The organism is Halosegnis longus, assembly GCF_009663395.1.
GTDB lineage: Archaea > Halobacteriota > Halobacteria > Halobacteriales > Haloarculaceae > Halosegnis > Halosegnis longus.
In genome coordinates, this window is sequence record NZ_QKNW01000001.1 from 2,424,780 (window position 1) to 2,451,061 (window position 26,282).

Annotated in this window: 24 protein-coding genes and 1 pseudogene; 15 read left to right on the forward strand and 10 right to left on the reverse strand. The window is 59.9% G+C overall.

Annotated elements, in window-relative coordinates; translation table 11 throughout:
- Positions 1-50 precede the first annotated feature (50 nt).
- On the forward strand, positions 51-593 hold the full coding sequence (locus tag DM818_RS13095) for a pentapeptide repeat-containing protein (protein ID WP_075936299.1): 543 nt from the start codon (positions 51-53) through the stop codon (positions 591-593).
- A 60-nt stretch (positions 594-653) separates the two neighbouring features.
- Here DM818_RS13095 and DM818_RS13100 read toward each other — a convergent pair whose 3' ends face one another.
- Both DM818_RS13100 and DM818_RS13105 read right to left on the reverse strand, forming a co-directional pair.
- Entirely contained in the window at positions 654-1,844 is a 1,191-nt protein-coding gene (locus tag DM818_RS13100) for an outer membrane protein assembly factor BamB family protein (RefSeq protein ID WP_075936298.1), read from the reverse strand.
- Between the two features lie 308 nt (positions 1,845-2,152).
- Positions 2,153-2,656, reverse strand: a complete 504-nt coding sequence (locus tag DM818_RS13105) for a hypothetical protein (protein ID WP_075936297.1) — start codon at positions 2,654-2,656, stop codon at positions 2,153-2,155.
- Positions 2,657-3,009: 353 nt separating this feature from the next.
- Here DM818_RS13105 and DM818_RS13110 point away from each other — a divergent pair, with 353 nt between their 5' ends.
- The gene (locus DM818_RS13110) at positions 3,010-4,473 is read left to right on the forward strand and encodes a zinc ribbon domain-containing protein (RefSeq protein WP_159436323.1); all 1,464 of its coding nucleotides are present in this window, start codon (positions 3,010-3,012) and stop codon (positions 4,471-4,473) included.
- A gap of 533 nt (positions 4,474-5,006) precedes the next feature.
- On the opposite strand, the gene DM818_RS15230 is transcribed toward DM818_RS13110, so the two are convergent.
- Together DM818_RS15230 and DM818_RS15235 are read right to left on the reverse strand one after the other, a co-directional pair.
- A complete protein-coding gene (locus DM818_RS15230) occupies positions 5,007-5,975 on the reverse strand; it encodes a hypothetical protein (protein WP_075936295.1) in 969 nt (322 codons plus the stop codon).
- Positions 5,976-6,071: 96 nt separating this feature from the next.
- The gene (locus DM818_RS15235; protein ID WP_234953615.1) at positions 6,072-6,302 is read right to left on the reverse strand and encodes a hypothetical protein; all 231 of its coding nucleotides are present in this window, start codon (positions 6,300-6,302) and stop codon (positions 6,072-6,074) included.
- Between DM818_RS15235 and DM818_RS13120 the strand changes: the two genes are divergently transcribed.
- The 5 genes from DM818_RS13120 to DM818_RS13140 all read left to right on the forward strand — a co-directional run bounded on the left by DM818_RS13120 (position 6,289) and on the right by DM818_RS13140 (position 12,373).
- Positions 6,289-7,497: a glycosyltransferase gene (locus DM818_RS13120; protein WP_075936294.1), complete on the forward strand. Its 1,209-nt coding sequence runs from the start codon at positions 6,289-6,291 to the stop codon at positions 7,495-7,497. The two genes, DM818_RS15235 and DM818_RS13120, sit on opposite strands and share 14 nt — an antisense overlap.
- 432 nt (positions 7,498-7,929) lie before the next feature.
- The gene (locus DM818_RS13125) at positions 7,930-8,313 is read left to right on the forward strand and encodes a type IV pilin (RefSeq protein WP_153952672.1); all 384 of its coding nucleotides are present in this window, start codon (positions 7,930-7,932) and stop codon (positions 8,311-8,313) included.
- A gap of 12 nt (positions 8,314-8,325) precedes the next feature.
- The gene (locus DM818_RS13130) at positions 8,326-8,730 is read left to right on the forward strand and encodes a type IV pilin (protein ID WP_153952673.1); all 405 of its coding nucleotides are present in this window, start codon (positions 8,326-8,328) and stop codon (positions 8,728-8,730) included.
- 76 nt (positions 8,731-8,806) lie between these two features.
- A complete protein-coding gene (locus DM818_RS13135; protein ID WP_153952674.1) occupies positions 8,807-9,625 on the forward strand; it encodes a hypothetical protein in 819 nt (272 codons plus the stop codon).
- A 552-nt stretch (positions 9,626-10,177) separates the two neighbouring features.
- Complete coding sequence (locus DM818_RS13140) at positions 10,178-12,373, forward strand: PAS domain S-box protein (protein ID WP_153952675.1); 2,196 nt, start codon at positions 10,178-10,180, stop codon at positions 12,371-12,373.
- 28 nt (positions 12,374-12,401) lie between these two features.
- Here the strand turns inward: DM818_RS13140 and DM818_RS13145 are convergent, their stop codons facing one another.
- Positions 12,402-12,791 carry a hypothetical protein gene (locus tag DM818_RS13145; RefSeq protein ID WP_075936291.1) on the reverse strand — a complete coding sequence of 130 codons (390 nt, stop codon included), beginning with the start codon at positions 12,789-12,791 and terminating at the stop codon, positions 12,402-12,404.
- 153 nt (positions 12,792-12,944) lie between these two features.
- Here DM818_RS13145 and DM818_RS13150 point away from each other — a divergent pair, with 153 nt between their 5' ends.
- Complete coding sequence (locus tag DM818_RS13150; protein ID WP_235907934.1) at positions 12,945-13,268, forward strand: hypothetical protein; 324 nt, start codon at positions 12,945-12,947, stop codon at positions 13,266-13,268.
- A gap of 189 nt (positions 13,269-13,457) precedes the next feature.
- On the forward strand, positions 13,458-14,174 hold the full coding sequence (locus tag DM818_RS13155; protein ID WP_143823767.1) for a hypothetical protein: 717 nt from the start codon (positions 13,458-13,460) through the stop codon (positions 14,172-14,174).
- Between the two features lie 57 nt (positions 14,175-14,231).
- Here the strand turns inward: DM818_RS13155 and DM818_RS13160 are convergent, their stop codons facing one another.
- Positions 14,232-14,825: a hypothetical protein gene (locus tag DM818_RS13160; protein WP_233571952.1), complete on the reverse strand. Its 594-nt coding sequence runs from the start codon at positions 14,823-14,825 to the stop codon at positions 14,232-14,234.
- Positions 14,818-15,924: a DUF3179 domain-containing protein gene (locus DM818_RS13165; RefSeq protein WP_123124069.1), complete on the reverse strand. Its 1,107-nt coding sequence runs from the start codon at positions 15,922-15,924 to the stop codon at positions 14,818-14,820. Before DM818_RS13165 ends, DM818_RS13160 begins: the two co-directional genes overlap by 8 nt.
- A gap of 334 nt (positions 15,925-16,258) precedes the next feature.
- On the opposite strand from DM818_RS13165, the gene DM818_RS13170 reads away from it, so the two are divergent.
- Positions 16,259-17,272, forward strand: a complete 1,014-nt coding sequence (locus DM818_RS13170) for a sensor histidine kinase (protein ID WP_153952676.1) — start codon at positions 16,259-16,261, stop codon at positions 17,270-17,272.
- A gap of 221 nt (positions 17,273-17,493) precedes the next feature.
- The gene (locus DM818_RS13175; RefSeq protein ID WP_075936285.1) at positions 17,494-17,979 is read left to right on the forward strand and encodes an Lrp/AsnC family transcriptional regulator; all 486 of its coding nucleotides are present in this window, start codon (positions 17,494-17,496) and stop codon (positions 17,977-17,979) included.
- On the opposite strand, the gene DM818_RS13180 is transcribed toward DM818_RS13175, so the two are convergent.
- The gene (locus DM818_RS13180; RefSeq protein WP_153952677.1) at positions 17,976-18,992 is read right to left on the reverse strand and encodes an amidohydrolase family protein; all 1,017 of its coding nucleotides are present in this window, start codon (positions 18,990-18,992) and stop codon (positions 17,976-17,978) included. The genes DM818_RS13175 and DM818_RS13180 overlap by 4 nt on opposite strands.
- 348 nt (positions 18,993-19,340) lie before the next feature.
- Between DM818_RS13180 and DM818_RS13185 the strand changes: the two genes are divergently transcribed.
- Both DM818_RS13185 and DM818_RS13190 read left to right on the forward strand, forming a co-directional pair.
- The gene (locus DM818_RS13185) at positions 19,341-20,828 is read left to right on the forward strand and encodes a proton-conducting transporter transmembrane domain-containing protein (protein ID WP_153952678.1); all 1,488 of its coding nucleotides are present in this window, start codon (positions 19,341-19,343) and stop codon (positions 20,826-20,828) included.
- The gene (locus tag DM818_RS13190) at positions 20,818-23,214 is read left to right on the forward strand and encodes a DUF2309 domain-containing protein (RefSeq protein WP_153952679.1); all 2,397 of its coding nucleotides are present in this window, start codon (positions 20,818-20,820) and stop codon (positions 23,212-23,214) included. The genes DM818_RS13185 and DM818_RS13190 overlap by 11 nt, the downstream gene beginning before the upstream one ends.
- A gap of 7 nt (positions 23,215-23,221) precedes the next feature.
- Here the strand turns inward: DM818_RS13190 and DM818_RS13195 are convergent, their stop codons facing one another.
- The gene (locus DM818_RS13195) at positions 23,222-23,824 is read right to left on the reverse strand and encodes a beta-class carbonic anhydrase (RefSeq protein WP_394351344.1); all 603 of its coding nucleotides are present in this window, start codon (positions 23,822-23,824) and stop codon (positions 23,222-23,224) included.
- A gap of 183 nt (positions 23,825-24,007) precedes the next feature.
- On the opposite strand from DM818_RS13195, the gene DM818_RS13200 reads away from it, so the two are divergent.
- Positions 24,008-24,244 (forward strand): hypothetical protein, encoded by a 237-nt coding sequence (locus tag DM818_RS13200; RefSeq protein ID WP_075936282.1) that lies wholly within the window; start codon positions 24,008-24,010, stop codon positions 24,242-24,244.
- A gap of 57 nt (positions 24,245-24,301) precedes the next feature.
- Here the strand turns inward: DM818_RS13200 and DM818_RS13205 are convergent, their stop codons facing one another.
- The gene (locus tag DM818_RS13205; protein WP_075936281.1) at positions 24,302-24,736 is read right to left on the reverse strand and encodes an acyl-CoA thioesterase; all 435 of its coding nucleotides are present in this window, start codon (positions 24,734-24,736) and stop codon (positions 24,302-24,304) included.
- A 136-nt stretch (positions 24,737-24,872) separates the two neighbouring features.
- Between DM818_RS13205 and DM818_RS15440 the strand changes: the two are divergent.
- A pseudogene (locus tag DM818_RS15440) lies at positions 24,873-26,282 on the forward strand (DUF1508 domain-containing protein); the annotation flags it as partial.

Genomic DNA, 26,282 nt, shown 5'->3' on the forward strand with positions numbered 1-26,282 from the left:
TCGGTGTCAATTGGGCTGGCTTTTATGTAACAGCTCTTCACAGTGGCCACATGGTCGATCTCGGTCCAGAATCACCGATTGATGAGTCGCAACTCGTCCCTGGTGCGGATCTCTCCGGCGCTGACCTCTACAGCGACGACCTCTCTGGTGCAAACCTCCGGGGAGCGGACCTCAGTGGAGCCGACCTTCGGCATACTGATTTCCGCCGTGCTGACCTCTCGGGGGCGGATCTCCGGAACGCCGATCTCGCGTTTGCCGATCTCCGAGACGCCGACCTGCAAAATGCCGACACAGACGGCGCGATCCTTGACGGGGTGATCTTCGACGGATCGACTACGCAAGACGAGGGAGGGGATGCTAATACGGCCGTTAACGAGCAGTCACCAGCGACGGGAGGGACGGACGTCTTGGAGGAAGAGACACCAGAAGGCAACACAGACGTGTTTACCAACGGTTCAACAGACAATCGCGCAGCATCGTCGGGAGATGGTTCAGCTGTCGCGTTCTGTCCGAGCTGTGGAACGGACCTCTCGGAACTTCGAGAGCGACAGCTCGAATTCTGCCCCGAGTGTGGCACAAACCTTCCTGAGTGACGCCATCCGCGAGATCGTCGCAACGCACCCACGGTGTCGGTTGCTGGCGCGATGGAAAGCTCACTGCTTCGCACCACAGTGCGGACAGAAGTTCTGAGTAGGATCCGCAGCGAGGTCGGCGTCGCAGTTCGAACAGCGCTCGTAGACATTCGTCGTCGATTCGGATTGTGCAGTCCCGTTGGTAAACACCTCCGTCCCGGTTCCACCCAGTGCAAAAGCACTCCCCCCATTGCTTCCGGCGAAGACAGTCCCAGCCGCGATGACCGGCGACGCGAACACTGGTGTCTCACTCTCGAACAGCCACCGCCGGGAGCCGCCGTTGGCGTCAAGCGCACGAACCCCGCTGCTACATCCAATGAAGACGGTCCCATCTACCACCATCGGCGATGAGCTTATCGGGCCATGTGTCTCGAACGTCCACTCCTTGGCCCCGATAGCTGCATCCAACGCGTAGATGGTTCCGTCGGTGTCGCCGACGAAGACGGTGCCATCGACCACTGCCGCCGATGCGACCACCTGTCCGCCGGTCTCGAACACCCAGCGTGTACTCCCCGTCGTGGCATCGAGCGCGTAAACGTGGTTGTCTTGGTCGCCGACGAAAACAGTGTCATCGACCACCGTCGGTGCGGAATCAACCCAACCGTCCAAAGGACAGTTCCACCGTTCGGTGCCGTCGCTCGCGTCAAGCGCGTAGAGGCGTTCATCTCGACCCCCGATGTAAACAGTCTCGTCGACAACTGCTGGTGAAGACAGTGCATCTGTAGGGTAGAAGTTGGCCGTTGTCGGCACGGGGTTCATTTCAAATTGCCAGCGTTCAGTACCACCATACGTGTAGATGGCGTAGAGCGTCCGTTCACCGGAGAGGATGTAGACGAACCCGTCTGCAACGGCCGGTGATGAGGAGATTGGCGTTTCCGTTTCGACCGTCCACCGGGGAGTCCCAGCAGCGGCATCAAGTGCATAGACGTTGCCGTCAGTGCTCCCGAAATAGACGGTGTCATTCACGACTGCCGGCGATGACACCACTCGCCCATCAGTCTGGAAGCGCCACTGTGAGTCGCCGTCTTTGCTAATCGCGACGATGCTCTCGCCGCAAGCGACATACACTGTCTCGTCCCAGACAGCGACGTCGTGGACAGGAGACTGAAACTGGTAATCCCAGCGACTAGTCGGCTCGTCGGTTGGCCCCGCCGCTGGGGAGGTCTCGAAGCGGTGGGTCGGGTTGTACATACGAACGTCCCGGTCGGGCATTATTCCCGAACAGCGCCCCGTCCAACTTTATCATTGCCGACTATGGGGGGCAACGACCGCTGGAGATTCCAAACCCGCTGCGGCAGACACCAACAGCTGCTGTTGACGAAATCGTTAACTGGGGGAGGGGCAACCGAGCAAGTGCAGACCGTGAATCGGGCAGCGTCAGAGGTAACATGACGCGTTGAACCAAGGCACTTGGACCATAATCCACTCTGAGTGTCCTTTCGCTTGTGACTACCCGAGGTATCGAACCAGTAGCGACGCCGATGGGTAGTCACCGCTCTACCACAGCGGCTAACTGCACGTCAGATGTATCCGAGGTCGCGCCCCACTCGTCGCAGTGCGTCCTCCTGCCGGTCGTGATCGTCCGAGTGCAGGCCGGCGACGATCTCGCGCTTGTCCGCAGTCGAGTACTCTGTGTGGATCTGTTTCACCAGATCCTTCAGATCTGACGTACTCAGCGTATCGCCGGCGACCCGCTGCGAGATCGTTTGGATCTGTGCTGCAGTTCGGTCGTACAGTTCGGTTTCCGAGATCGAGTCTCGGTTCGACCGTTCGGACGAAGGCGTCGACGCAGCGTCTGTAGACAGCTCCTGATTGACCCCGGTTCGACGGTCCTTCTCTTGCCGGAGCGTGTGGTCAATCGGTGACTGAATCGGGTCGTTGAGCAAGTCGTCCAGCTCCTGATTCGTGAGGTCCTGCGGACTGACTGCTCCAGTGTACAGTGATTCTTCAAGCCGCTCTTCGTGCGACTGGAAGTACTCCTCCGGCGCGCCGTCCCAGCCTGTGCTGTTTGTCCACGAAGTCATGGGCACTGGTGAGAACGCCCTCCAGTTATCATTTTGGCCGCTTCAAGTTGCTTCGACACCAATGTGCGTAGCGCCACGCTATAGCCTGGATTCTGAGTGAACTGTCGAACGACGCGGATTACCGACTCGCGTCCACGAGTCACTCCCGATCAGTCGGCAACTATACCACAAGACACGATATTATATTACGCTGCCATTTCCCGAAGTGTATCCTTTTGCGACTCGGTCATACCACCGTCGAAGCCGACACAAGCAGAAGTGACGGAAACCACTAACTGACCAGTTGCCGACACACCACACACATGATCTATCGGTGTAAAGAGTGCAAGCAATTGCAATCGGTTGTCGACTCGGTGAGTCAGAAGGACTGCCCAGAGTGTGGGGGCATGTGCGTCCAGATATCAACTAACCACGCCGCTGAGCTAATCGTTAACTGTATCAGCGGCGACGGAAAGCTGGCTCCGCCAGTGTCAGATCTACTGAACGTAATCGACGAGAACCCAGCCGAGTCGTTGGTTGAGCTAATTGTGCTTCGGGCGCTCGCGGTGAACCATCCACAGCAGCTTGCAGACTCAGCAACGGAAATCGCCGACAGAGTATCGAGTACAGACGTGGATAGGAAGAATGGGTGTCCCAACTGTGGTGAAATGATCCAGGAGAACGTTGCCTTCTGTCCGAACTGTGGCGAGCACGTCGAGCAGGAGGGCATCGAGGCAGATCCCGTAGAGCGGGAACTAATTAGACAACTGGTGCTCCTGCTCGGCTACGTAGCTGGGGAGTACGATCCAGCAGCCGAAGAGATACTCAGCGTCATTAATACCCCAGAGATTCCGGAACGCATCCAGGAGACAGCAGAGCGCGCATTAGCGACTGCCTTGCTGAGAGCACCGTCTGCGCTGACTGCTGTCGATGATGTCGTCGCCACCATCGACTCGTCACCGGTTCTCGAACGGAAGGACCACCTGCTTCTCGCCATCGCACTCGCCGATGATGAGCACGGACGACAAGTGCGGTCGCTAGCGTTCGAGGAGAGCATAACTAATCACGCCAGTCGGTTGGCAACGCCACTGTTGCTTGCCGAATCTGACCCGCAAGCGTCCGAGTCGCGACTCCAGCAACTAGTGACACGGAAGTTTGGTTTGCCGGTCGGGTCGGGCCAGTCACAGCCGCAGGACATAGGCATGTCGAACTCGCTGACGGGATTTGAATCGGAATCAGTCTCGCTATCGGACCTACAAGACGGAGCGAGGCTCACCGAACTTCCGTCTCTGATTCAGACAGCGACGGATGCTGATATCCATCCAGACGGCAGGAGTGACCTGGCTCGTGAGCTGGGGCGTTTGAATCCGGGACTCTACACGTCAATACTGCGAGAGCTGCAGGATGCAGACGCACTGGACACGGCCACATTTGGCACGCTTGCACTGGGGCTTCCAGCGGTTGTGGAGGACTCTCCTAGTGCAGTAGCGGAACTGACCGAACGGCTCACCCAGATGATTGAACAGGCAGAGACAGAATCTACAGCACGGCCAGCAGCCTCCACACTGTCACTGCTTGCACAACAAGACGTGGAAGTCGACGTACGAGACGCCCTGGTCCAGTATGTTGAGCTTTGTGAGCCGAATAGCAGAGAAACAGTTGCTCCGGGCACCGGGGATGACGAGGTACTTGAGCGGTCACTCAGAGTCATTCTGTCACCACAGCTCGGCGATGAGACGCTCGATGAACTGGTAGCTGCGGGATACCTGTCATCGGAGTCTGAAACGGACGTGTTCGATCACGCCGAAATCACTGAAACAGAGGAGTTTGATTTGTAACGGAGTTGCCACACCACCCACTGCTCGTTTCGGCCAGAGCACTGGCAGCCAATCCACCGGCGTCAAGCACTACCCGTTCGAAGTTCCTGCTCACGGCGCAATTTCGACGCTCCGAAGAGAGTCACCAGCAACGCTGTCTGCGTGAACTCAGACCTTACTCACTTCGCCACAGCCGGGGCACTTGACCTTCGTCGAACTACGGATAATGCCGCTGTCATTCTTCACTAAGCCATTTTTCTGCATGCAGTCGTTGTGCGCATACGTGTCACAGGTGTCGCAGTGCAGCCCGTTCTCTGGTGTGACTTTCCCACGACAGAAGTGACACGGTCCGGGGTCAGCGCCTCCAAGTAGTCCCATGGTAACACGCAACGTGTTGCTGTCACTGTACAAGTAACTTCCCCTATCACGAGCTTCAACACGGTGAGTCTCGACAGCAAGCGACGACAGCGGTTTGCTTGCAGGGGAATCGATGGTTCGGTGGGAGCGACGTTTTGTATGTTCTATTCACAAGCGGGACCACGAACGCGCGGCAATCAAAACGGCGCTGCGGCTGCGCGGCCGAGGCGCTTGGCGGCTGCGTGAAGCCGTTTCGCCCCACTCCGTGCCTGCGTCGCCCCGTATGACGCAGCTCGCTTGCTCGCCTGGAGGCCGCGGGATACCCCCCGTCGAAGGTAGCTCCCTGCCTGGTGGAGTTTCGAATAAACACCGGTCCCGACACGGACGGGATGAACAGCGCTGCCGACCGTCAGCAGGCCGACCGCAAGCAGTGTCGGGACCGCTCGCACGCTGTGGCCCCGTGCGGCCCGGTCGATTGTAGTTGCCCCATCGCCGGCGTCGCTGTCGGGGGTCGCGTAGGGGTCGGGATTACGAACGTCGGCGAGCACCCGCTGTGCGATAACGTCAGCACCGTTTCGGAACTCGGGGGCTTCGGGGGGCGTCGCGACAGCATCGAGGACGTCGATTGGCTCCGGCGCAATCGTGAAGCCGGTCACGTCGAAGCGGTCAATCCACTCGGCGACGGCGTCCTGTTCGTCCGTTGCCGGATGAACGACACAGGGGGTCCCTGCGACTGCCGCGTCCATAATCGTTGAATAGCCGGAGCACACGACGCAGTCTGCCCCCCGGATGTAGGGAAGCAGTGACGGAACCGCTTCCCAGTCATCGTCGGCTACGTTCACTACGTCGTACCCTTGACGACGGAGGTGGTCGGCGACCCGATCCAGCGACGAGTAGTGACTCGGGACGACAACGATTTCGGCATCGTCGCGGACGGCAGGTTCGCCGTCGAGTGCGACAGGCGGTATCCGGGTCGCACGGTCCGGGTCGCCGCCCGATTCCGGCCACACAACCGGATAGAAGAACTCTCTGGCCGCCGAGAGCTGAAACAGCGTATGAAACTGGGCCCCGCTTCGCTCAAGCGGGTCGTGATACAGCTCCGGCATATCGTGTTTGAGCACGTACAGCGGGATATCCGCGCGTGAGGCCGCCATGGCGGCGAACATATCGTCAGTTACGACCGCGTCGGGATCGGTCGAGGCGAGCCAAGACTGACAATCGGCGATGCGACCGAGGCTTGCCGGTACGCTATGGCGGACAGACTACCACAGCGAGCCGTCCTGGAATGTATCGATGAAGTCGACTGTCGTCGGCTCGACGGCGTCGTAGCCGTTGAGCGAAACGAACTCTGTCCCGGCTCCACCGCCACCGAAGGAGACGTCCGCACCCCGCTCTTCGAGTGCGTTCGCGATGGCTAACATCCGCGTTGCGTGGCCTGCCCCCTCAGGATAGTGAACAACGGCGACGCTCGGCGTCACACTGGCGCTTATCATCGGCGGCGCCGCGGCACTGTTCGCCCCGACCGTCGTGTCCGGGCCTGGCAGCGCACCCGGCCATGCGGCAGCAACGACCACCACCGCAGACGGTGGGTTAGCGCCGTTGTTCGGACTCACACTTTGGGCCGTGACGCTGCTCTTTGGAGGAACCGCATTCGTGTGGTTTGTCCTCACGGCTATCGTCGGCGCAGGACACGAGACGCCGGCAAATGAATACGGGCTCGATGAGATACAGGTACGGATTATGACCGTCGACGCCGCCGAAGTCGTGCAGGAGACCGTCGATTCGCTCCCGGATGGGCTCGACGACGTGCACGTGATTGCGGAAACCCCAATCGACGTGACTGGGGCGACGGTTCATGTCGTGCCGGACGACTTCACGTGTCGCGCGGTCCGGAAGGGCCGTGCACAGGAGTGGGCGCGACAGGCGTTGGCGTGTCAGAAGGAGTTCGTGCTCTATCTTGACGAGGACAGCCTCGTCGAGTCGCTCGATGGGCTTCCGGATGCAGATATCGTCCAACTCCGTGAGAAGCCGCGCCGCACCGGGTCGAACCTGAGTTATCTGGCCGATATCTATCGGATGGGCGTTCAGTTCGAGCAGCGCGCGTTCGCGCGACTCTCGATTCCGCTGTTCGCGTGGGGTGGCGGCATCGCGGTTCGCACCGAGGTTGAGGAGATGACGACGTGGAATCGTGAGACACTGGTGGAAGACACCGCGTTCGTTTGGGCGGCCTTCCAGGAGTTCGACGTGACGTTCGCGCTGTCGGATGCAGTCTGCCGGAACGAGGCACCGCCGTCGCTGTACGAGATTCTCCAGCAGCGTCGCCGATGGGCAGCAGGCAACGTCCAAGCGTCGACGATGCTTCCGTTACGGTACGAACTACTGACTCGCGTGCGAAACTATGCCTGGGCGCTCTCGCCGATTGTGACGCTCCTTGTCGTTCCGCTCTCCCTGCTGAGCGTGACAATCATCTACGGTGGGTTGTTCTTCATCGCGTCGATGGCCCTGGCGGTCTGCACGCTTGGCTGGTATCTACTCGGCGTCGTCTACTACGGCGGCGACCACCGGCAGTGGTTACTCGCCCTCCCACTGGCACCAGTCGTCACCATCGTCCACTCGATGGGTACCATCGCCGGCATTCTCAACCCACCCGAGACGTTCCGCGTGACCACAAAAGTCGGGAGCGAGTAAGCCCAACCAACACGGCAAGGTGCTGGCCATAATCACCGCCCCAAGCCAGCTAGTGGTCTGTCAACAACAGAGTATGACACCCTCGACAGAATCATCGCCGCTGGTGTTAGCTGGCTTATCAAACATCTGTTTGTGGATAACAAGCGTGCTTGTGAACCGCCGGCACGAAGTGGGTACTCGCCAGATTCGCTACTTAAACAGCCCTCTCAAATCGGGAGAATGACCGCCAGCCTTTATGTACGACGGGCGACTTACTGTAGGCAGACCGACGCGCTGACGCGACCGCTGGCTTGTGCTGGCGGTCGTCGACGAGCGGCAAAAGGATGGGAGCGAGGCCGTCACCAGCGGCCTTACAACAAGAGTACAGTCGCGCGCTGTACTCAAAAATCCTTTGTCCGGCTCGGTGTCTGACGCGCCGGTTACAAGATACAAATGAACATCAAAGACCTGTTCGACGACGATTCGGCCGTTTCACCGGTCATCGGCGTTATTCTGATGGTCGCCATTACGGTTATTCTGGCGGCCGTTATCGGCACGTTCGTGCTCGGGCTGGGCAGCAACGTCCAGAGCACACCGACGGCACAGTTCGATATTGACCTAACTGATGATACCATCACCCACGAAGGTGGTGACAGCATTCCGACTGGCGAGTTGACTATCAACGGTGCTGACGTTAGTGGCAACAGTTGGTCCGGCTCCGGTGACGTATCGGCCGGCGACTCAATTGACCTCAACAGCCACACTTCTGAAGTCCGTGTTGTGTGGACCGCACCGAACGGTGACACCTCACAAACACTCGCAACTGCCGAGGCATAATTACATAATCCAATGAACATCAAGCAACTATTCAACGACGATTCAGCAGTGTCGCCGGTTATCGGCGTCATTCTGATGGTCGCTATTACAGTGATTCTGGCGGCCGTCATCGGCACGTTCGTGCTCGGGCTGGGCAGCAACGTCCAGAGCACACCGACGGCACAATTTGACTTCGAATACAACAGTGGTACCGTGACTGTTACCCACGAAGGTGGGGACAGCATTGACCCGGGGACGCTGAGCATTACTGATAACGACGGCGGGTCGACAACGTGGAGCAGCTACAGTGGGTCCAGCGTCTCATCTGGTGACTCGCAGGATTTCACGTATAATGGTGCTGCTACGGAAATCCGCGTGATTTGGGAGCCGCAGTCTGGAGACACCTCCCAGACACTCGCGACGAGCGAAGTCCCATAACGGACTGAATTAACTCGACGATTGCAGCTTTCTTTTGACCACAATACTCGATAGCTGACGGCTCCTCAACAACACTATGTTGCCACCCACTGCTCGCGAACGCGCCCTTGCCCGCACCTATACGGGCCGCGACGGCCGCGACCAGTGGGAAACTGTCGAAACCTTTCGGGCAGTCCTGGATGCCTTCCACGCTGACCGCGAGCGGCCACAAACCGAGATTTGTCAGGAGGTCGGGATTCCGACTCACCGCGGCGGTCGCTGGCTTCGCGGTGAGACGCCGGCCGTGGTCAAAGCCATTGACACGGCCGCGACGCACGGCTGGCTCCAAGCCCAGCCCGGCGACCCAACGTTCGAGGCGCTTGTGGTGCTGCACGCATGGACACTTGCGGGCGGGTCCATCGGCTCCAGCTGGCAGCTGAGTATCTACGTCGGAGATAGCGACCCGCGGCAGCTGGCCGACGCAGCACTGACGGGGGCGGGTGTCGACACGCGGGTGCGTGAACAGCCAGCCAGCGAGAGCGTTGAGTTGCAACCAGCTCGTGACGGGGCCGCCCTCGCACGCGTGCTCCATACGCTCGGCAGTCCAGTCGGTGACAAGCAGGCGTCGCCGCCGACGTTGCCGGCGTGGCTCGCGGCCGTGCCACGGGCAACGCAACTGCGGTGGGCGCGGACCTACGTCTCGTTGCGCGCGAGCCAAGATAGTCGCCACACTCGACGGGTGCGCGAAGCGCGACCGCCAGCCTATCGCGATGCACTCGCGACATTCTTCGCGGACCTCACCGGCGGCGAGGTCGCACGTGCTGACCGTGGCGTGAAACTGTATCAGACAGCAACGGAGCTGCTCGATGTCGTCCCGACCATCCCCGGGCAGAGCGCAGTCGCTGTGCACCAGTAGGACACAGGGCGAGCGGTCTCGCCCCTGTTGCATCTGTCTTGCGACAGGACACAACAAATGAACCCGCGGTAGGGGCCTATTCGTCCCCGCGCGGCACTGTGTTCTCACGGTCAGTACGCATAATTCTGCCGACAGTCGTCATCAAATGAAGTACGTGTAACTCCAAGACAATCGGCTGTACAAGGGAGAGGAGACCTATGCAGCAAACGACTGCGGGCCTCAGACAATCGTTGCTGAGCTTCCCGCTGCACCACTGAATGTAGGGGCTCGTCTGGCGCAGCCTCACACCGATGCACAGCGGAAGCTACCTGGCAATCGAAGTATCTGGCTCCGAGTCGGCTGAGTCGTTTCCAAGGAAGTAGACCAGTTGTTCAGCTGCGGCTCTCAGCACCGTTCATTCGACGACTGCAACCGAACGCTTGATATCGGCCTCACCAAGAGAGATGACAGCCCATAGCGCAACGAAGGAGTCTCAAGCGAACGCGAGAAAGCAGACCATAGTCTGTGGTTGGTGTGCACACATCTATTACACTTGCCACACTTCACTGAACTATGAGTTCCACTGGAGCGCCTATTCGCGTTCTGCATGTGGATGACGAGCCCGACTTCGCCGATATGACGGCGACGTTTCTCGAGCGAGAGCACTCCCAAATGACCGTTCGCACGACGACCAACCCCGAGGAGGGCCGGCGAATCGTGGCCGACGCCGACATCGACTGTATCGTCTCCGACTACGACATGCCACACGCCACCGGCATCGAATTCCTCGAAACGATTCGCGACACGTACCCGGACTTGCCGTTCATTCTCTACACCGGCAAGGGGTCGGAGGAAGTCGCCGCCGACGCCATCTCGGCGGGGGTCACGGACTATCTGCAGAAGGACACCGGCAACGACCAGTACAAGATTTTGGCGAACCGCATCAAAAACGCCGTGACGGCCCGGCGGTCAGCGGTCGAGGCTGAGCAGAGCCGGTATCGGCTCGAGCAGATCCTGAAGACCGTCCCCTCGTGTGTTGTCCAGCTCAACTACGATGGGGAGTTCGTGTTTGCCAACGACCGTGCCGTCGAGGTGCTCGGGCTGGAGCGATCCGACCTCACGAGTCGGGCATACAACGACCCCGAATGGGAGATCAGAGACGTCAACGGCGAGCCGATTCCGGACGACCAGCTCCCGTTCCGACAGGTGCGAGATACAGGTGATCCACTGTACGGGTTCCGACACACCATCCAGTGGCCCGACGGCACGGAGAAAATCCTGCTCGTAAACGGCGCACCTCTCTTCGATGCAGACGGGAGTGTCGAGAGTGTTGTCTTTTCGCTCACCGACATCACGGAGCAGTGGGAGTACGAAGACCGGCTCGAACAGACGACCGCCCGGCTCGAAGCGCTGTTCGAGAACTCGCCCGATATGATCGACGTCCACACCGCAGAGGGGACAATCGTCGACGCGAACCAGCAGTTCTGCGAGGCCCTCAACCAGTCACCGGAGGAACTCCTCGGGCAGAAAGTCTGGGAGGTTGATCGGGGACTCGACCCGGAGACGGTGCAGGAGACATGGGAGTGGATGGACGTTGGAGACCGAATCGAACTCGAAACGGAGTTCACGACCAATGACGGGACGAGCTTCCCCGTCGAGGTCCATCTCACGCGGCTTCCACTCGAAGACGGTGATCGGTTCATGGCCGTCTCACGGGACATCACCGAGCAAAAACAGCGGCTGCAAGAGATCAAGTCGCTCAAAGAGCGGCTTGAGCTGGCAATCGAGGGGGCGAACGTCGGCGTGTGGGACTGGGATATGACGACCGATGCGGTCGAGTACAACGAACAGTGGGCCGAGATGCTCGGCTACACGCTCGAGGAACTCGACCCACATCTCCGGACGTGGGAATCGCGGGTGCATCCCGACGACATCGAGGCGGTGAACGCTGCACTCGATGCACACATCGAGCAAAAGACGGAGTACTATGACAGCCAACACCGGATGCAGACTGCAGATGGTGAGTGGAAGTGGATTCGCGATCTCGGGAGAATCGTCGAGCGAGATAACGACGGTGAGCCGCTCCGTGCCGTCGGCATCCACGTCGATATCGACGAGACGAAACAGCACCAACGGGAGCTGGAACAGAAATCCGAGCGGCTCGAGGAGTTCGCGAGTATCGTTTCACACGACCTGCGGAATCCGCTGGGCGTTGCATCGGGATATCTGGAGTTTGTGGACGACGAATGTGACAGCCCGTACATCGAGGATATCGAGCAAGCCCACGAGCGAATGGAAGCGCTCATCGAGGGGTTACTCACGCTGGCCCGCGAGGGCAAAAGTGCGAGCGAGCAAACGCCGGTCACGCTCGCGGACCTCCTCGCAGAGTGTTGGGATACCGTCGATACGGTCGACGCCTCGCTGACACTCGAGACCAATCAAACCATCATGGCCGACGAGTGCCGGCTCAAACAGCTGTTCGAGAATCTCATTCGGAATGCGGTCGAACACGGTGGAAGTGATGTAACCATCACAGTCGGAGATCTAGACAATGGGTTCTACATCGAGGATACCGGGATCGGAGTTCCGGAGGCGGACGCCGAGACCGTGTTTGAGGCGGGCTATTCAACGAATACCGGGGGGAACGGATTCGGACTGAGCATCATCCGACGAATTGCTGAGGCGCACGGGTGGGACGTCAGTGTCACGAATTGCTCGGCAGGAGGCGCGCGCTTCGAGGTGACGAACGTGGAATCGACCGGAGCGTGACGCGAGAGAGTTCATCGTGATAACAGCTTCAGAATTCGGTTTGTCGAATCCACAGCCCCAGTCCAACGAACACTGTCCCCAGCAGTGCCTGCCACAGCATCCGCGTTACTGTGCTCAACAGCGACTCCGTGCTCCCACGTGCAAACGTCCAGTAGAGCGTGAGCAAGAATAGACTGATCAGGAGCACTCCGACGCCATAGACGCCAGCGGCAACCGTCTTCTGGGCTGTTGGTCGAGTATACAGACCCGCGGCCAACCCCACAGCGAGGAAGAGAATGAGAACGCCATAGTTCGCTACGACATCAAGCCATATCGTGAATACAAGCGGAACAGTGACGACTACCAAGAGTCGACGACGCTCGGTCGCCGCTACGAACGCGATGATCTGACCGAGGACGGTTCGTAGCTGCGTGTTCATACGAGCGTAACGATTCGGCCAGAGAAAGGTGTTCGCTACACAGCAGAGACTCGGCGCTGTGTGGATCTCCGCCGAAACCACTCGGTTTCAAGTTCCCTACGAGGATATGTCAAGGAGATGCCCTCCTCGAAACGAATATACATCGTCACAGGAATGGTCCTGTTCGGAGTCGCCGCCCTCGTGTATGCCTGGGCGCTGGCCTACGAGCCACTGCTTGGAACTGGCGTCGCAGTTGCGGCATTCATTGCCGCGCTGCTCACCTACTACGGGGATGCCAATCGGCAAACGCTTGCGCGGGTGACTATTGTTGTCACTATCGTGTACGGGACCTTCACCTTCCAGCTCCCGATAGCCGTCGTTGCCGCCTGCATCGTCTATCTGACGGCGTGGCTCACCGGTACCGACAGCCCGTTCGATGCACCCGACACGCAAATCTTCCCAATCAACTCAACAGCGACCGACGACTCCGGCGACTAGTACTGGCACCGTCATCGTGGCCCGTGCCCACTCGTGGTGTGCTCCATTAGTTCGGGGCTACACACAGTACCGCGCTCACGCGTGATTCAGGCTACCTGAGCTACGGGGCACGCTGCAGCACGTTGAAGCCACAAGCAGTGGAAGGATTGTTCATCGTTTTACCCTAGAGTTTTAACACTGATACTCAGTGTGGCATGTGATATACGTCACGAAGCTGGGGAAGACGAAAGCCCAAGAGCCGAACAGTGGGGATACTCAACACTCAGCGGGTCAGCCCCGGCCGAGACCACAGCCGGAGCAGCAGCCGCTGTTGCAGTAGACCGCCGTCGAGTTCTCAAATACGCCGGCTTAGTTGGCGTTGGGATGACTGGGGGAGCGGGGGCAATTGCTCTCACGTCGGACCCCGCGGCGGCACGTATTAACGGGACGCTCGATGCGACCGACCAGTCGGTCAGCGACGACGATGGAAGTCTCTCGTCACTCAGTATCGACCCAAGCGTGACAGTCGATTGGGATAGCCAATCCGACCAGGTCGCGCAGATTGATTATACGTGGCACGTTTCGGTGACAAATAACGGCGGCACGGTTGGGACGACACCGTATACTCGGTCAGTGAGTAGCCCAGCGACCAGCGGTTCACAGCAGGTCAGCGATTTCGGGACGATTAATCTCCTGTCGGCAAACGGGGGAACCCTCTCGGCGAGCACATTCGAGTCCAACACGGACGGAGCGACGAATGAAACCCAGGTTACCCTCTCGCTCGACGTCGTGCTCAAGGATGACCAAGCAAATATTATCGATCAAGACAAGCCGTTACTGCGGACCACGTTCACAGTCATCGTCTCAAATGAAGCAACTTCAACCCTGAGCGGCGACGGGACTGCAAACACCGCTGCACAGTCGTGACACGTAGCAAGCGAAAGCCCATCTCTTCAGGGGTGGAAGGGTGTCAACAGTTGCCGTTCAGTGCCCGGCCGGTGTAATTTGTCGTCCAACGAGAAGGAGACTACCGAGTAGTAACACGACGGCGACGGGGAACAGGAACTGGAACGCCGTCACGACAATCCCCGACGCTTGAATCCCAAGCGCGATGAGGAGAACGGGGCCACAGCAGGCAGTTCCCGACAACACAGCCGGAACGCTCGCCAGGAAGCCAGACGCCGAAGATCCAATCCCACAGGCTGCGGGCTGGCGCCACGCGAGATACGTAACGCCGAGGTTCAGTCCGACCAAGGCCGCGACTCCGAGCCCTAAGACCGTATTGAGCGAGAACAAGTACGTCACTGGCCCGACTACTACACGTGCAACAGGAGTGAAGGAGAACGGCCCAAGCTCTGGCTGAAAGAACTTGCTGAACGCCCCGGAGACGATGGTCACATCGTACCCGGCGATCCCCGGTGCGAGATGGCCGAGCGCGTACAGATACACGACGAGATACCCGGCTGCTGTTCCGACAGCGACACCCATCGCGTCACGGCGGCGGCGGACCACCACCGCGGCCGCGAGCGTTCGGGAGACTGCGGTTTTGAGTCGCCCGACCACAGTGTTCTCACGCATAGACATTGGTCTCGGGATAGTATCCGTACCAAGCGACCCACATCGCATCGAACGTGTGGACGCTGGTGAGGGGTAGATCGTCCGGGGCGTACGTGGACTCGCCCACCGACACCGTGCGGCCGTCGCTCGTGACTGTCCGCTCCTCCGGGTTCAGATAGATGTACCCGGTGTCCAGACGCTGGTCAGCAACCGCGACAACGGGAGTCGTACCCAGTTCACCCGTCATGGTTTGCTCGGCAAGCAGTGTCGATTTGTCGAACGCGACGGCCCCGTCTGCGGTTCGTGCACCCATGAAGACGCGTTTCCGGCTAAATCGGTCATCCTCCGCGAGTGGTTCAAACAGCGTTGCGTCGTTAGCGTAGTAGCCCCTGGGCGGAGCATACGAGCCGTACGGGTCCCGTCCGTAGTTTTTCGCGAAGCCGGTGGCTGTCGAGAGGACCTGGGTGTCAGGGTGGAGTGATCGCCACCGCTCCCACGGTGTCCACACGAGACCGAACTCTCGCAGTGACGTGGTACCAGGAGCCGAGTTCCACGGCCCGGGAATTGCTGTGGCGAGCATCTGTGGCCACCACGCCTCGGTCGCCCGGTCATACATGATGAGATTGTTGTTGATGAGACGGCCAGAGACGCCGAAGGTCGTCTCCCCACGCTCGAATCCCTGAACGGTGCCGGTGAGCGGGCAGTACGTCACTGCAACGGGCCGGTCACCGAGCCGGTCGTTGACGATTTCGTGGTGGACGAGAATTTTCTGTGGGTAGGCCTTGATATCCCCGTTCAGCGCCACGCCGAACACGGGATCGGTGGGATTGAGAAAGTCGACGTCGCCCGCCGCCACGAACGATGGATTATCGATGGAGGGAATCCCGTCTTTCGACGGACCGCCTGAGACGGCGTGTGCTTCGAGGTCGGCGGCGTTCATCGGCAGCGGCAGTGTCTCCTCGGCCGTCGGGACGGTCTCACCGGTGATTGTCGTTGCCTCGGCACTCGACGCTGGTGTTGTCGCCGACTCTCCGCCTGTGCCGGGATTCGCGCGGCTGGTACACCCCGCGAGCGCAGCAAGCCCGACTGCTGTCAACAGGCGTCGGCGGGAGACTTTCATTGGGTACTAGGACAACTGAGTGTCGATTAACGGTTGGGCGATTGTGCAGGTTGGTTGCACACACCACGACTAGTTGTCTGGTGTATTCCGCTGTGCCCCCGAATAGCAGTCGCTCATCGGGTGGGATCCTGAGCGGGTTGTACTTCCAGGCTCTCACAGAGGCGCAAAAACGGTATATACTCAATTCTTCTCAGCAACCGAGTTACCAGCTACTGCCAACTCACTACCGACCACACAGAATGCTTGCAAGCATCAAGTATTGACCAATAAACGTGTTAGAATGCAAGCAATAACATTAGAGGTCTTAACTCTTCAGCCACATATTACATGTAGTATGCCATCTGACGCTCCGGATGACTTAGAGCCCGAATTCTTCGCGAAGATGGTCGAGTCGGTAGGGGTCGGCGTCGGAATCTACGGGGAAGATGGGCGATACACCTACGTGAATCAATCCTATGCGGATCTGTTTGACGTGACACCGCAAGCATTGATCGGGCAACCGCTGTGGGAGATTGTTCCAGCAATCGAGGCGAGTGCGTTCGAGCAGTACTGGGACTCGTTCGCGGACGGTGGTACCCGGGAGGCAGAAACGACACACACCTACAACGGTCGGACCGTTCCTGTCGCGACGGTCACAACTCAACGCTCAATCAACGGAACGTCGTATCACTTCGGGACAATCAAAGATATCTCGGTGCGGAAAGCCCGGGAGGAGGAGATCGAACGCCAGAACGAGCGGCTCGAGAACTTCGCGAGTATCGTCTCGCACGACCTCCGGAATCCGTTGAACGTCGCACAGGGGTACATCGAGATGCTGCAGGAGGATATCAGCCGAGATGAATTACGGCTCGTCGACAACGCGCTCGAACGGATGGGAGTGCTCATCAGTGAACTCTTGGAACTCGCACGAAGTGACCGCGAGATTGGCGACGTGACGCCAGTGTCGGTCACAACGGTCGCGGAGGAGGCATGGCGTACTGTGAGTACGCCGAACGCAACGTTAGATACCCCTGACGCAACGCACCGCATATTGGCCGACGAATCCCGGCTCCAACAACTGTTCGAGAACCTGTTTCGGAATGCAATCGAACACGCCGGCTCAGACGTTCACCTGACTGTCGACACGACGACTGACGGGTTCTACGTGGCAGACAACGGCCCGGGAATTCCCCAAGAGAAGCGTGACCGCGTGTTTGAAGCCGGCTACACGACAGAGGGGGACGGAACCGGGTTTGGGCTCAACATCGTCCAGCAAATCGTCGCTGGACATGACTGGGAAATACAGATTACGGATAACTCGGGCAACGGGGCACGATTCGAAATCACGGGTGTCGAGTTCGACGACTAGACACGCCCGCTTGCAGGTGCACCTCCAAGAGAATTGTATCGAACGAGCAGCGACAGACTGAGGCCACTTCCACAGCAGTCGAAACACGAGCGGCCACACACCGGAACGTCACAGCATGGCCGTCGCAAGCACGATCATCACCACGGCAAGCATCGTAGCGGATTCATCGAATACCCGAGGAACGTACAAGCGTAAAGTGGTATTATGACTGATACAGAACCATGAGCGAGGAACCTATCGACGACGTAGACAGGGCCATTCTGTACGCACTCCAGGAGGACGCCCGGAATATGTCGTCCGGAGATATCGCAGAGCGGACCGGAACCTCCGACAGCACCGTCCGCAAGCGCATTCAGCGGCTCGAGTCCGACGGCATCATCAAAGGATACAGCGCCAGCGTTGATTATCAGGAGTCGGGGTATCCGCTTCGAATGCTGCTTTACTGTACTGCTGCAATCCCCGACCGTGGCGAACTCGTCTCTGAGATTCTTGCCATCGAGGGCGTGGTATCAGTCCAAGAGCTGGTCACCGGCGAACAGAACCTCCTCGTCACTGCCGTCGGCGAGGTTGACAGCGACATCACACCTGTTGCACAGGAGCTGCTCGATATGGGACTCACCGTTGCCGACGAGGTGCTCGTCCGGAGTCACGAAACGACACCCTTCGGAACGTTCGATTCCGAGACGCGGACGGGAGACGAGTCCTAGACGAGGACGCGTTTGACATCCATCTCGGTCGCGCGCCGAACGACTGCCGCAACTGGATCGACAGTGCCGGACAGATTGTCCGAGTCACCGTCGAGAACGAGGAGTGCTGCGCGCCGGCCGGGAGCGATGACACCACAGTCGAGTCCGGCGATCTCGGCACCGGCCGTCGTGGCCATCTGTAACACCTCTCGAGCGGTCACGTCGAACTGCCTCATTGTGTACGCCATCTCTCTGAACATCGAGGGCGGATTCAGCATGACGTTGTCAGTCCCGAGGGCAACCGTCGTGTGGTCGAGCAATTCTCGGACGGGCGGCGTTCCGACGTCGAGAACGGCGTTCGCACGCGGACAGGCCACTATCGGGACGGACTCCTCTGTGACCCGCTGGAGGTGGTCCTGTTCTGCGTGGACCATGTGGACGAGGAAATCCGGCTCCAAATCGAGTGCCGGATGGATATCGGTCGCGTCGGGTTCGCCAGCGTGAATTCCGAATGGGACACCGCGTGTCCGGCAGGCAGCACGCTCGTCGGTGAAATCGTCGTCGTTTGCCCCGGAGGCCCCGTACCCATCGGCGACGTCAAGAACAGACTGGTCCCCACTCCCGAGGATGAACGGGTCGATAGAAACGGGCCCTGCTGCCTCCCGAAGTGCGCGTGCACCGGCAGTCCCGGACTCTCGAAAATCCAGACAGGCAGCGGTCCCTGTTTGCTGCATGAACTGGAGCGTCCGGCGCATCGCTGCGACGAGCTCGGAATGGTCAGCGGCCGCTAACTGTCGGTGTTTCAGACTGTCCGGCGGTGCTACTGCGTCGTCAAGCGATAGCCCGACAGCAGCTTCCTTCGCGACAGAGTCACCCAGATGCGTGTGGGCGTTGACGAACGCCGGCAGTATGATATCGGTCGATGTCGTTTCAGTCTCCTCGATCGCCTCGATTTGCCCGTCATCGACGATAACACGACCCCGTATCGGCTCGAAGGATCGGCCCGCGAGGACGGTGCCCGACAGTGCTTCCATATCAGTATCCACTGCGGCGAGAACGATATGATTTTGTATGTATGAGTGCCGAACGCTCTGGGAACGTGGTATGGACTCAAGCCCGAACTGCTCGCGGTGAGTTGACGCCGACAGTGTTGGGTCCACGCAGCGGCAACACGGCGTACCATTAGCTGGAAGGTCGTTGTGGTCGAGCCACTCGGAAACCAGCGATATTCATGATGTTCGATAATGAGCACATCGCGAACAGAATGTGAATATAGATATCTTTAACAACCATTCTGTTATTGGAGTGTAGTAGAGGCGACCAGAAGCGGACACCTTCGGACCGTCACGGGTGCCGCAGCGAGTCGTACAATGGACGAGACGATGTCAGGACACAGTTCCAAACCGACGGTCGGAGCGCTTCCGGACACGACGGTGGAGTCGCCGTTCGTGCCCGTTGTACTAACGTGGCTCGTGTGGTCGCTGTTTGTCGCAACTGTCGTCGTTCTTGTCGCCAGACTCCGGCTTGGTGCTGTATGGGAACTTCCCGGATTGGTTGCCATCGACGGCCTGACGGTGCTGATGTGGGTGGTGATCACATTCTTTAGTAGCATCCTTCACAGCTACTCGCGCCGGTACATGGCCGGGAGTAGTCACCAGACGAGGTTCTTCCTCGCCATGTTCGGCTTCACCGTCGCCGTGATGGCACTCCTCGCGGCCGACCACATCGCACTGTTCGGGGTTCTCTGGATGGCGATGGGACTGATAATGGCCAAGCTCATCGGCATCAACGAGGGCTGGAAGCAGGCACAGGCTGCCGCAGCGGTCGCTCGCAACTACTTTCTCACCAGTAGCATCCTGCTCGGGGGATCGCTGACAGCGCTCTGGTGGGCGACCGACGCGACGACGATTTCGGGAATCAGCGCGGCCGCCGACACGCTCGGTGGGTCGCTGTGGCTGGTCGCGGCCGGCGGACTCGTGTTCGCGGCGATGATACAGTCCGCTCTTATCCCATTCCACGGCTGGCTGCTCTCCTCGATGACCGCACCGACGCCGGCGTCTGCACTGATGCACGCCGGGTTCGTCAACGCGGGCGGGATTCTGCTGACCCGCTTTGCCCCGGTAATCACGGTCGATTCCACGCTCATGCTCGGCGTGGTGGCCGTCGGCGCGGCAAGTGCGGGCGGCGGAAAGCTCCTGAAGTCGGTTCAGACTGATATCAAGACCAAACTCGGCTGCTCGACGGTCGGTCAGATGGGGTTCATGATAATGCAGGCTGGCCTCGGATTCTTTGGGGCTGCGATCACGCACCTCATCCTGCACGGATTCTACAAGGCCTATCAGTTCCTCAGCTCGGGACAACAGGTCGAACAGAAGCGTCCCAGCGAGACCACCGAGCACACGGTCGGCCGCATGACGAGTGCCGTCGGCTTCGGCGTGGCGCTGCTGACCGGGCTCGTCGGCGGCGTGGTGTTCACGGTGCTGACGGGGAAAGGAGCAAACGTCGACAGCGGGCTCCTCTTGACGTTCTTCGTCGTGTTCACGACGCTCCACGCGGCCCGCACCGCAGTCCAGCACACCTCACTCTCACCCCTCGCCCGCTACGGGGCCGTTCCGCTGGTGTTCTTCCCAGCAATCGTCACGTACGCCGTCGTGTATGAAAGCGTCTCTAACCTCTTGACCGTCAGTACGGCGACGACGGAGCTGACGCTGCTCCACGGCGTCATCGCCGTCGCCTTCGTCGGTATCTATGTCGCCATCGAGACCGGTATCCACGAACACAGCCAACGGCTCTACGTGGCGCTGCTGAACGCCACACAACCGTCATCGGACACGTTACTCACGTCCACGGAGGAGTACAATGAGTACTGAATCCACCATCCGCGACGAGATCGAGGAAGCGGCGACCAGCGTCGGCGCTGTCTGGCCCATCCACTCGTTCGTGACAGCGAACCCGCTTTCGGGATTCGAGGACAGGCCGTTCGGAGAGGCTGTCGAGGAGGCCGCTGCTCTGTTGGGCGGCCGCGGATATCCCAGCGCCGAGACGTTCACGGCGGCGCTGGAACACGACCAGATCGACCGCGAAATTCTTAAGCAGAAACTCGCCGACGCAGGCTACGAGGCTGGCCCCGAAGCGGCACTCAAGCAGTTGGCCGACACCGAAACCAGTGCCGACGACACCACCACGGACCAGGTTGACGAGGTGCTGAGCAAGTGGCTGTCGGCCTTCCTCGACGAGGGGAGCGCCCACTGGTCGATGCCGAACCGCGAGGCAGGGTTCTACAGCGTCTTTCGTGGAATGGTGGAGTACGACAGCGACGTCCCGACCGAGGGAGTTGTCGCCGACCTACCTGAATCGCCGGTCGAAACGATCGAGACGGTTCTGCAATCGTACCCGGACGACCAGTGGGTCTCAATCTTCGAGGCGCAACTGGCCGCGCTCCCGGGGTGGACCGGATTCATCAAACAGCGCGTCGACGACGAGGGCGTTTGGCAGTCCACGTACCCGATTTCGCTGACAGGGTACCTCGCAGCGCGGCTGGCACTGGTCGATGCTACCGACGCCAGCATCGAGCCCGCGACCGACAACGGCGATGCGGACTCGGTCGATGGACTCGCCCAAGCATTCCTGCAGGCGTGGGAAGCCACCTACCGCGACGACCTTGTCGGGACCGTCGCGGCCCAGAGCGAGTCGATTGAGAACGTCGAGACGTCGAGCCGTCCGGACGCCCAGTTGGTCTTCTGTATCGATACGCGGTCGGAGATTATCCGTCGTCACATCGAGACGACTGGCAACTACGAGACCCACGGCTACGCTGGCTTCTTCGGCATCCCGATGGAGTATCAGGGATACGACGCCGACGTAGCTGTCGATGCCTGCCCACCGATTCTCGACCCGGAGCACCACATCATCGACTTTCCGACGGACGACGACACGAAGGCGCGCCACGACCGCTGGTCGGGGCTGCGTGCGGCCGCCGACGAGATCATCGAGACACTGGAAGCTAATGCCGCGACCGCCTACGGATACGTTGAGGCTGCCGGGAGCGGCTACGGGCTCTCACTCGCTGCCCGGACGCTCGTGCCCGGCCGCGTGCACGACCTGATCGACGCTGCCGCGGGCCTAGTGCCCGATGAGCACGAGTTTTGCGACCCGTTAGTCCACCACCAGCACACCTACGCCGGCGATCTGCCGGTCGGCTTAACCCACGACGAGAAAGTCGAGTACGCCGCGACGGCCTTCGAGTTGATGGGATTCGAGCAGTTCAGTCGCCTCGTCGTCTTCACGGGCCACGCCAGCGAGACGACGAACAATCCCTACGAGTCGAGTTTAGACTGCGGAGCCTGTGCGGGTAACCCCGGTGGACCGAGTGCGCGTGTCCTCGCAGAGATTTGCAATGACGATGCCGTGCAGACCGAACTCCGTGAGCGTGGGTTCGACATCCCTGAGGACACGGTCTTCGTCGCCGGACAGCACAACACGACGACCGACGAAGTGGCTCTGTTCGCGAACGACGTGCCAGCAAGCCACTCCGACGACATTGCCCAGTTGCGGACGGATCTCACAACGGCTCGCGAGACCGCGACGCGCGAGCGCGCGGAGACGATGGGTGCCGACCGCTCGACCGGTGTCGGCGAGACGGAACGCCGTGCCGCCGACTGGGCCGAGACGCGTCCCGAATGGGGACTGGCTGGCAACGCCGGCTTCGTCATCGGTCCCCGCGAGTTGACTAGCGGTCACAGTCTCGACGGGCGTGCATTCCTCCACTCGTACGACTGGTCGACTGACGACAGCGGAGACGCGCTCGAGGCGATCCTGACTGGTCCCATGGTGGTCACTCAGTGGATTAACGCCCAGTACTACTTCTCGACAGTTGACAACGCCGTCTACGGCAGCGGATCGAAGGTGACTCAGAACCCTGTCGGGAACGTCGGCGTCTATCAGGGCAACGGCGGTGACCTGATGACCGGGCTGCCGCTCCAGTCGCTAATGATGACAGACCGCGACCCGCACCACCAACCGCTCCGTCTCTCGACGATTATTCACGCGCCGGTCGACCGGGTTACAGATATCCTGGCCGACCACGAGGAGCTGACCGAGCTGTTGGATAACAACTGGCTCTCGCTGACGGTCGTCGATCCGACACAGGAGCATCGTGCCTTCCACTATGAGACGTCGCTTGAGTGGCAGCCAGCGGCCGACCAGGTCAAAACAGCGCCGGCGACGCCGGACACGCAGGCTGTCGCAGACGACTAGTCGGACCTCAGACGCGTCGTTCGCTGATTTCCTCGGCAACTCGATCGCCCGGGTTGCGAAGCTCGCCCGACTCCACCTCGTACACGTATCCCGACACCGCGACGCTGTCCGGGATGAACTCGGAGTCTCTGAGATATTCGACCTGTGCGGCGCAGGCGTCATCGATATCGTCGGTCATCTTCACCCACTCCATCATGTCCGCGTCACCGAGATTTAGTTCGGGCAGCGATGGGTCGATATCGGCGTCGTCGAGCCCGCCAGTCTGGGCATCTAGCCCCTCCCGAACAGCTTCGTCGGGGGCGCTCATCATGCCGCAGTCGGTGTGGTTGATCACGATGATCTCGTCGGTGTCGAAGAAGTTCGTGGTCAGTGCCGCCGACCGAATCACATCGTCAGTGACTTTCCCGCCCGCATTGCGGAAGATCTGCGCGTCCCCAAGCTCCACTCCGAGGGCCTCTTCAACCGGGATTCGCTCGTCCATACAGGCTACGACGAGGAGATTCTTGTCAGTCGGAATTCCCTCGCGACGGCGGCGAGCCCAGTCAGATCGGTCACTAACAGTATCGTCCACGTGCTCGTGGTGGTGAGAATTGTTGTCCGTCACAGACAGACATGAGGGTCCGTTGCGGGTATCGGTTCTGTTGGGAACCAGGCTTGCCGACGCCTGTGACGGTGCAATTTCACTGACACACATCCATTTCGAGGACACTGTGACCGGGCGCAACTGGTGCTTTCTTCCACTTCTCACCACGTTTATATGTCGCCAATTAGTAGTATTTATAAGGCACTTCTAATGGGATTGCTCGATTCGTTCGGCGGTTTGGTCGGTAGTATCATCGCATCAATTGTCCTGCTGGTGTTTGCGATTCTCACGTTCTTTGTCACGGTGTTCATTGTGCAGGCCGGCGCTGGGCTGGCTGGCTACACACCGAGTGGCGATTACGTCGCTCTGTCGGCGGCCATTCTGTCGGCAAGCTCCATCGTGGCCGGGGCATCGCCACTGTCCGGTCTCAGCGGAACCACGCAGTAACGTCCGGTGCAGACTGGGGAAGCTCCAATCGTCGATCCAACTGGTGTATTCCCTTCGTCACTCGTCGGCGAGTGCTTGTTCTCGGAGCTGTTCACCCTCATCAGTCGCGACAGTGAGCTCGGGGACCGGGACCGGATTGCGATTGTCATCGACGGCGACGAACACGAAGTACGATTCCGTCGTGACCTCACTGGTACCGTCGAGCGGGTCCTCGCCGTAGGCTCGCACGCGGACCCTCACGCTCGTTCGGCCGGCTGCGTAGGCATATGCCTCGATGAGCGCGATGTCGCCGAGTTCGAGCGGCAGTGCAAAATCAACGGAGTTGATATGCGCTGTTACACAGGATTCGCCGGCGAACCGCATCGCACTCATCGCCCCGACTTCATCCATCCAGCGGAGCACGTTCCCGCCGTGGGCAGTTCCGAGGTTGTTCGCGTGGTTCGGCTGAATCCGATTCCGATCTTCGATGAAGGTGTCTATTAAATCGACCATGCAAGTGGGTCGTGGCCCCCCGTGTTAGACGCTTCTCCTCTTCTTTTCTCGACAGCCACGCAACGCGCGTCGTATTTTATGACAACCAATATATACAACAGGTTGTTATGACAGTCACTGATGTGTAGAGTGTCTCATGACATCTGAAATCAAAGATAGCTTTCTGTACAACGTGTATCGAAAACGGGTCGGGAAACCAACAACGCACGACGAAGTTCGCGGGTATTGGGTGTTTCTGACGGGGCTGGTGCTCGGTAGCCTCGGAATTCTCTTGTTTCTCCCAAGCACCTCGTCCAGTGGAGCCGCTGGACTCGGGCTTCGTGAGATGAGCGTCTTCCTTTCGGCAGTCGGGCTCGCGATGCTCGTTGCAGGTCCCGTCATCAGATTGCCGCTTCAGTCCCAGGCCAACTACGCGGCATACGTCGGGCAGGTCGTGTGTTTCGCTGCGGCTGCCTGGTTTCTGGTTGTCTTCCCCGCCAACTGGAGTGTTCAGACGGGAAACCAGCCGGTCATCATCCTGTACGCCATCGGGCTCGTGATTATTACACTCGGGGGCGTCGTCGGCCCACTCGTCGCTGGGGTAACACGGGACGACCTGGACGCGAGTGAACGCAAGGGAGCTGCGCTCGAATCGGAGTTGACAGCAGTGCAAGAAGAGCGGGACCAGCTCGAGGACGAACTCGAGGAAGCACGAGCAGAGACGGACGCCGAGCAGGCCGCACAGGCGGATCTGCAAGCCACGGTGGACTCGCTCCGGACGAGTCAGGCTCGGTTTGAGTTGTACGAGGATGCCGCCGACGAGTGGCGCTGGCGGCTTCGACACCGGAACGGCAATCTCATCGCCAACAGCGTGAGGGGTACACGCGCAAGCACAACGCCGAAAAAGGGATGGCGAGCGTCCGGCGGAACGCCCTCGGCGCGACGACGTTAGTGTTCGAGCGCGAAGCGGAGTTACCCGAGCCAACGGCCGAGTTCGAGCCCGTTGAAGAGCAGACGAGTCAGGCTACGTTCGAGCTAGAGGAAGACAATGCCGGGGAATTCCGCTGGCGACTCCGGCATGATAACGGAAATATCCTCGGTGATAGCGGTGAAGGGTACAGCTCACGAAGCAATGCACGTCGAGCGATCGGACGTGTGCAGGAATACGCCGGCCCGGCCGATTATCTCTGGTTCGATCCGACGGGCTTCGAAGTGTACCGCGACAAGGCAAACGAGTGGCGGTGGCGGCTCGTTCACACCAACGGGAACATCCTCGCCGACAGCGGCGAAAGCTACACGCGCCGCAACGACGCGAACCGTGCCGTCGATCGGCTTCGTGAACGGATCGACGAGTTTGAATTTGAAGTGTACGAGGATGCTGCCGGTGAGTACCGCTGGCGGCTTCGAAACGCCAACGACCAGATTCTCGGCGACAGTGGCGAGGGGTATGAGTCGCGGAGCAACGCTGAGGCCGCTGTCGACCGCGTCCGAGAGTACGCGCCCGACGCAGATGTGCTCGATATCGGGCGAGCCGTCTTCGAGCTCTACGAAGACCGTGGCGGCGACC

Excerpts from the sequence above, each read along its gene's own strand:
- DM818_RS13095 (WP_075936299.1), top strand. The coding sequence starts at position 51 with ATGGTCGATCTCGGTCCAGAATCACCGATTGATGAGTCGCAACTCGTC.
- DM818_RS13100 (WP_075936298.1), bottom strand. The coding sequence starts at position 1,844 with ATGCCCGACCGGGACGTTCGTATGTACAACCCGACCCACCGCTTCGAG.
- DM818_RS13105 (WP_075936297.1), bottom strand. The coding sequence starts at position 2,656 with ATGACTTCGTGGACAAACAGCACAGGCTGGGACGGCGCGCCGGAGGAG.
- DM818_RS15230 (WP_075936295.1), bottom strand. The coding sequence starts at position 5,975 with ATGTTCGCCGCCATGGCGGCCTCACGCGCGGATATCCCGCTGTACGTG.
- DM818_RS15235 (WP_234953615.1), bottom strand. The coding sequence starts at position 6,302 with ATGATAAGCGCCAGTGTGACGCCGAGCGTCGCCGTTGTTCACTATCCT.
- DM818_RS13125 (WP_153952672.1), top strand. The coding sequence starts at position 7,930 with ATGAACATCAAAGACCTGTTCGACGACGATTCGGCCGTTTCACCGGTC.
- DM818_RS13130 (WP_153952673.1), top strand. The coding sequence starts at position 8,326 with ATGAACATCAAGCAACTATTCAACGACGATTCAGCAGTGTCGCCGGTT.
- DM818_RS13135 (WP_153952674.1), top strand. The coding sequence starts at position 8,807 with ATGTTGCCACCCACTGCTCGCGAACGCGCCCTTGCCCGCACCTATACG.
- DM818_RS13140 (WP_153952675.1), top strand. The coding sequence starts at position 10,178 with ATGAGTTCCACTGGAGCGCCTATTCGCGTTCTGCATGTGGATGACGAG.
- DM818_RS13145 (WP_075936291.1), bottom strand. The coding sequence starts at position 12,791 with ATGAACACGCAGCTACGAACCGTCCTCGGTCAGATCATCGCGTTCGTA.
- DM818_RS13150 (WP_235907934.1), top strand. The coding sequence starts at position 12,945 with ATGGTCCTGTTCGGAGTCGCCGCCCTCGTGTATGCCTGGGCGCTGGCC.
- DM818_RS13160 (WP_233571952.1), bottom strand. The coding sequence starts at position 14,825 with ATGCGTGAGAACACTGTGGTCGGGCGACTCAAAACCGCAGTCTCCCGA.
- DM818_RS13165 (WP_123124069.1), bottom strand. The coding sequence starts at position 15,924 with ATGAAAGTCTCCCGCCGACGCCTGTTGACAGCAGTCGGGCTTGCTGCG.
- DM818_RS13170 (WP_153952676.1), top strand. The coding sequence starts at position 16,259 with ATGCCATCTGACGCTCCGGATGACTTAGAGCCCGAATTCTTCGCGAAG.
- DM818_RS13175 (WP_075936285.1), top strand. The coding sequence starts at position 17,494 with ATGAGCGAGGAACCTATCGACGACGTAGACAGGGCCATTCTGTACGCA.
- DM818_RS13180 (WP_153952677.1), bottom strand. The coding sequence starts at position 18,992 with ATGGAAGCACTGTCGGGCACCGTCCTCGCGGGCCGATCCTTCGAGCCG.
- DM818_RS13185 (WP_153952678.1), top strand. The coding sequence starts at position 19,341 with ATGTCAGGACACAGTTCCAAACCGACGGTCGGAGCGCTTCCGGACACG.
- DM818_RS13190 (WP_153952679.1), top strand. The coding sequence starts at position 20,818 with ATGAGTACTGAATCCACCATCCGCGACGAGATCGAGGAAGCGGCGACC.
- DM818_RS13200 (WP_075936282.1), top strand. The coding sequence starts at position 24,008 with ATGGGATTGCTCGATTCGTTCGGCGGTTTGGTCGGTAGTATCATCGCA.
- DM818_RS13205 (WP_075936281.1), bottom strand. The coding sequence starts at position 24,736 with ATGGTCGATTTAATAGACACCTTCATCGAAGATCGGAATCGGATTCAG.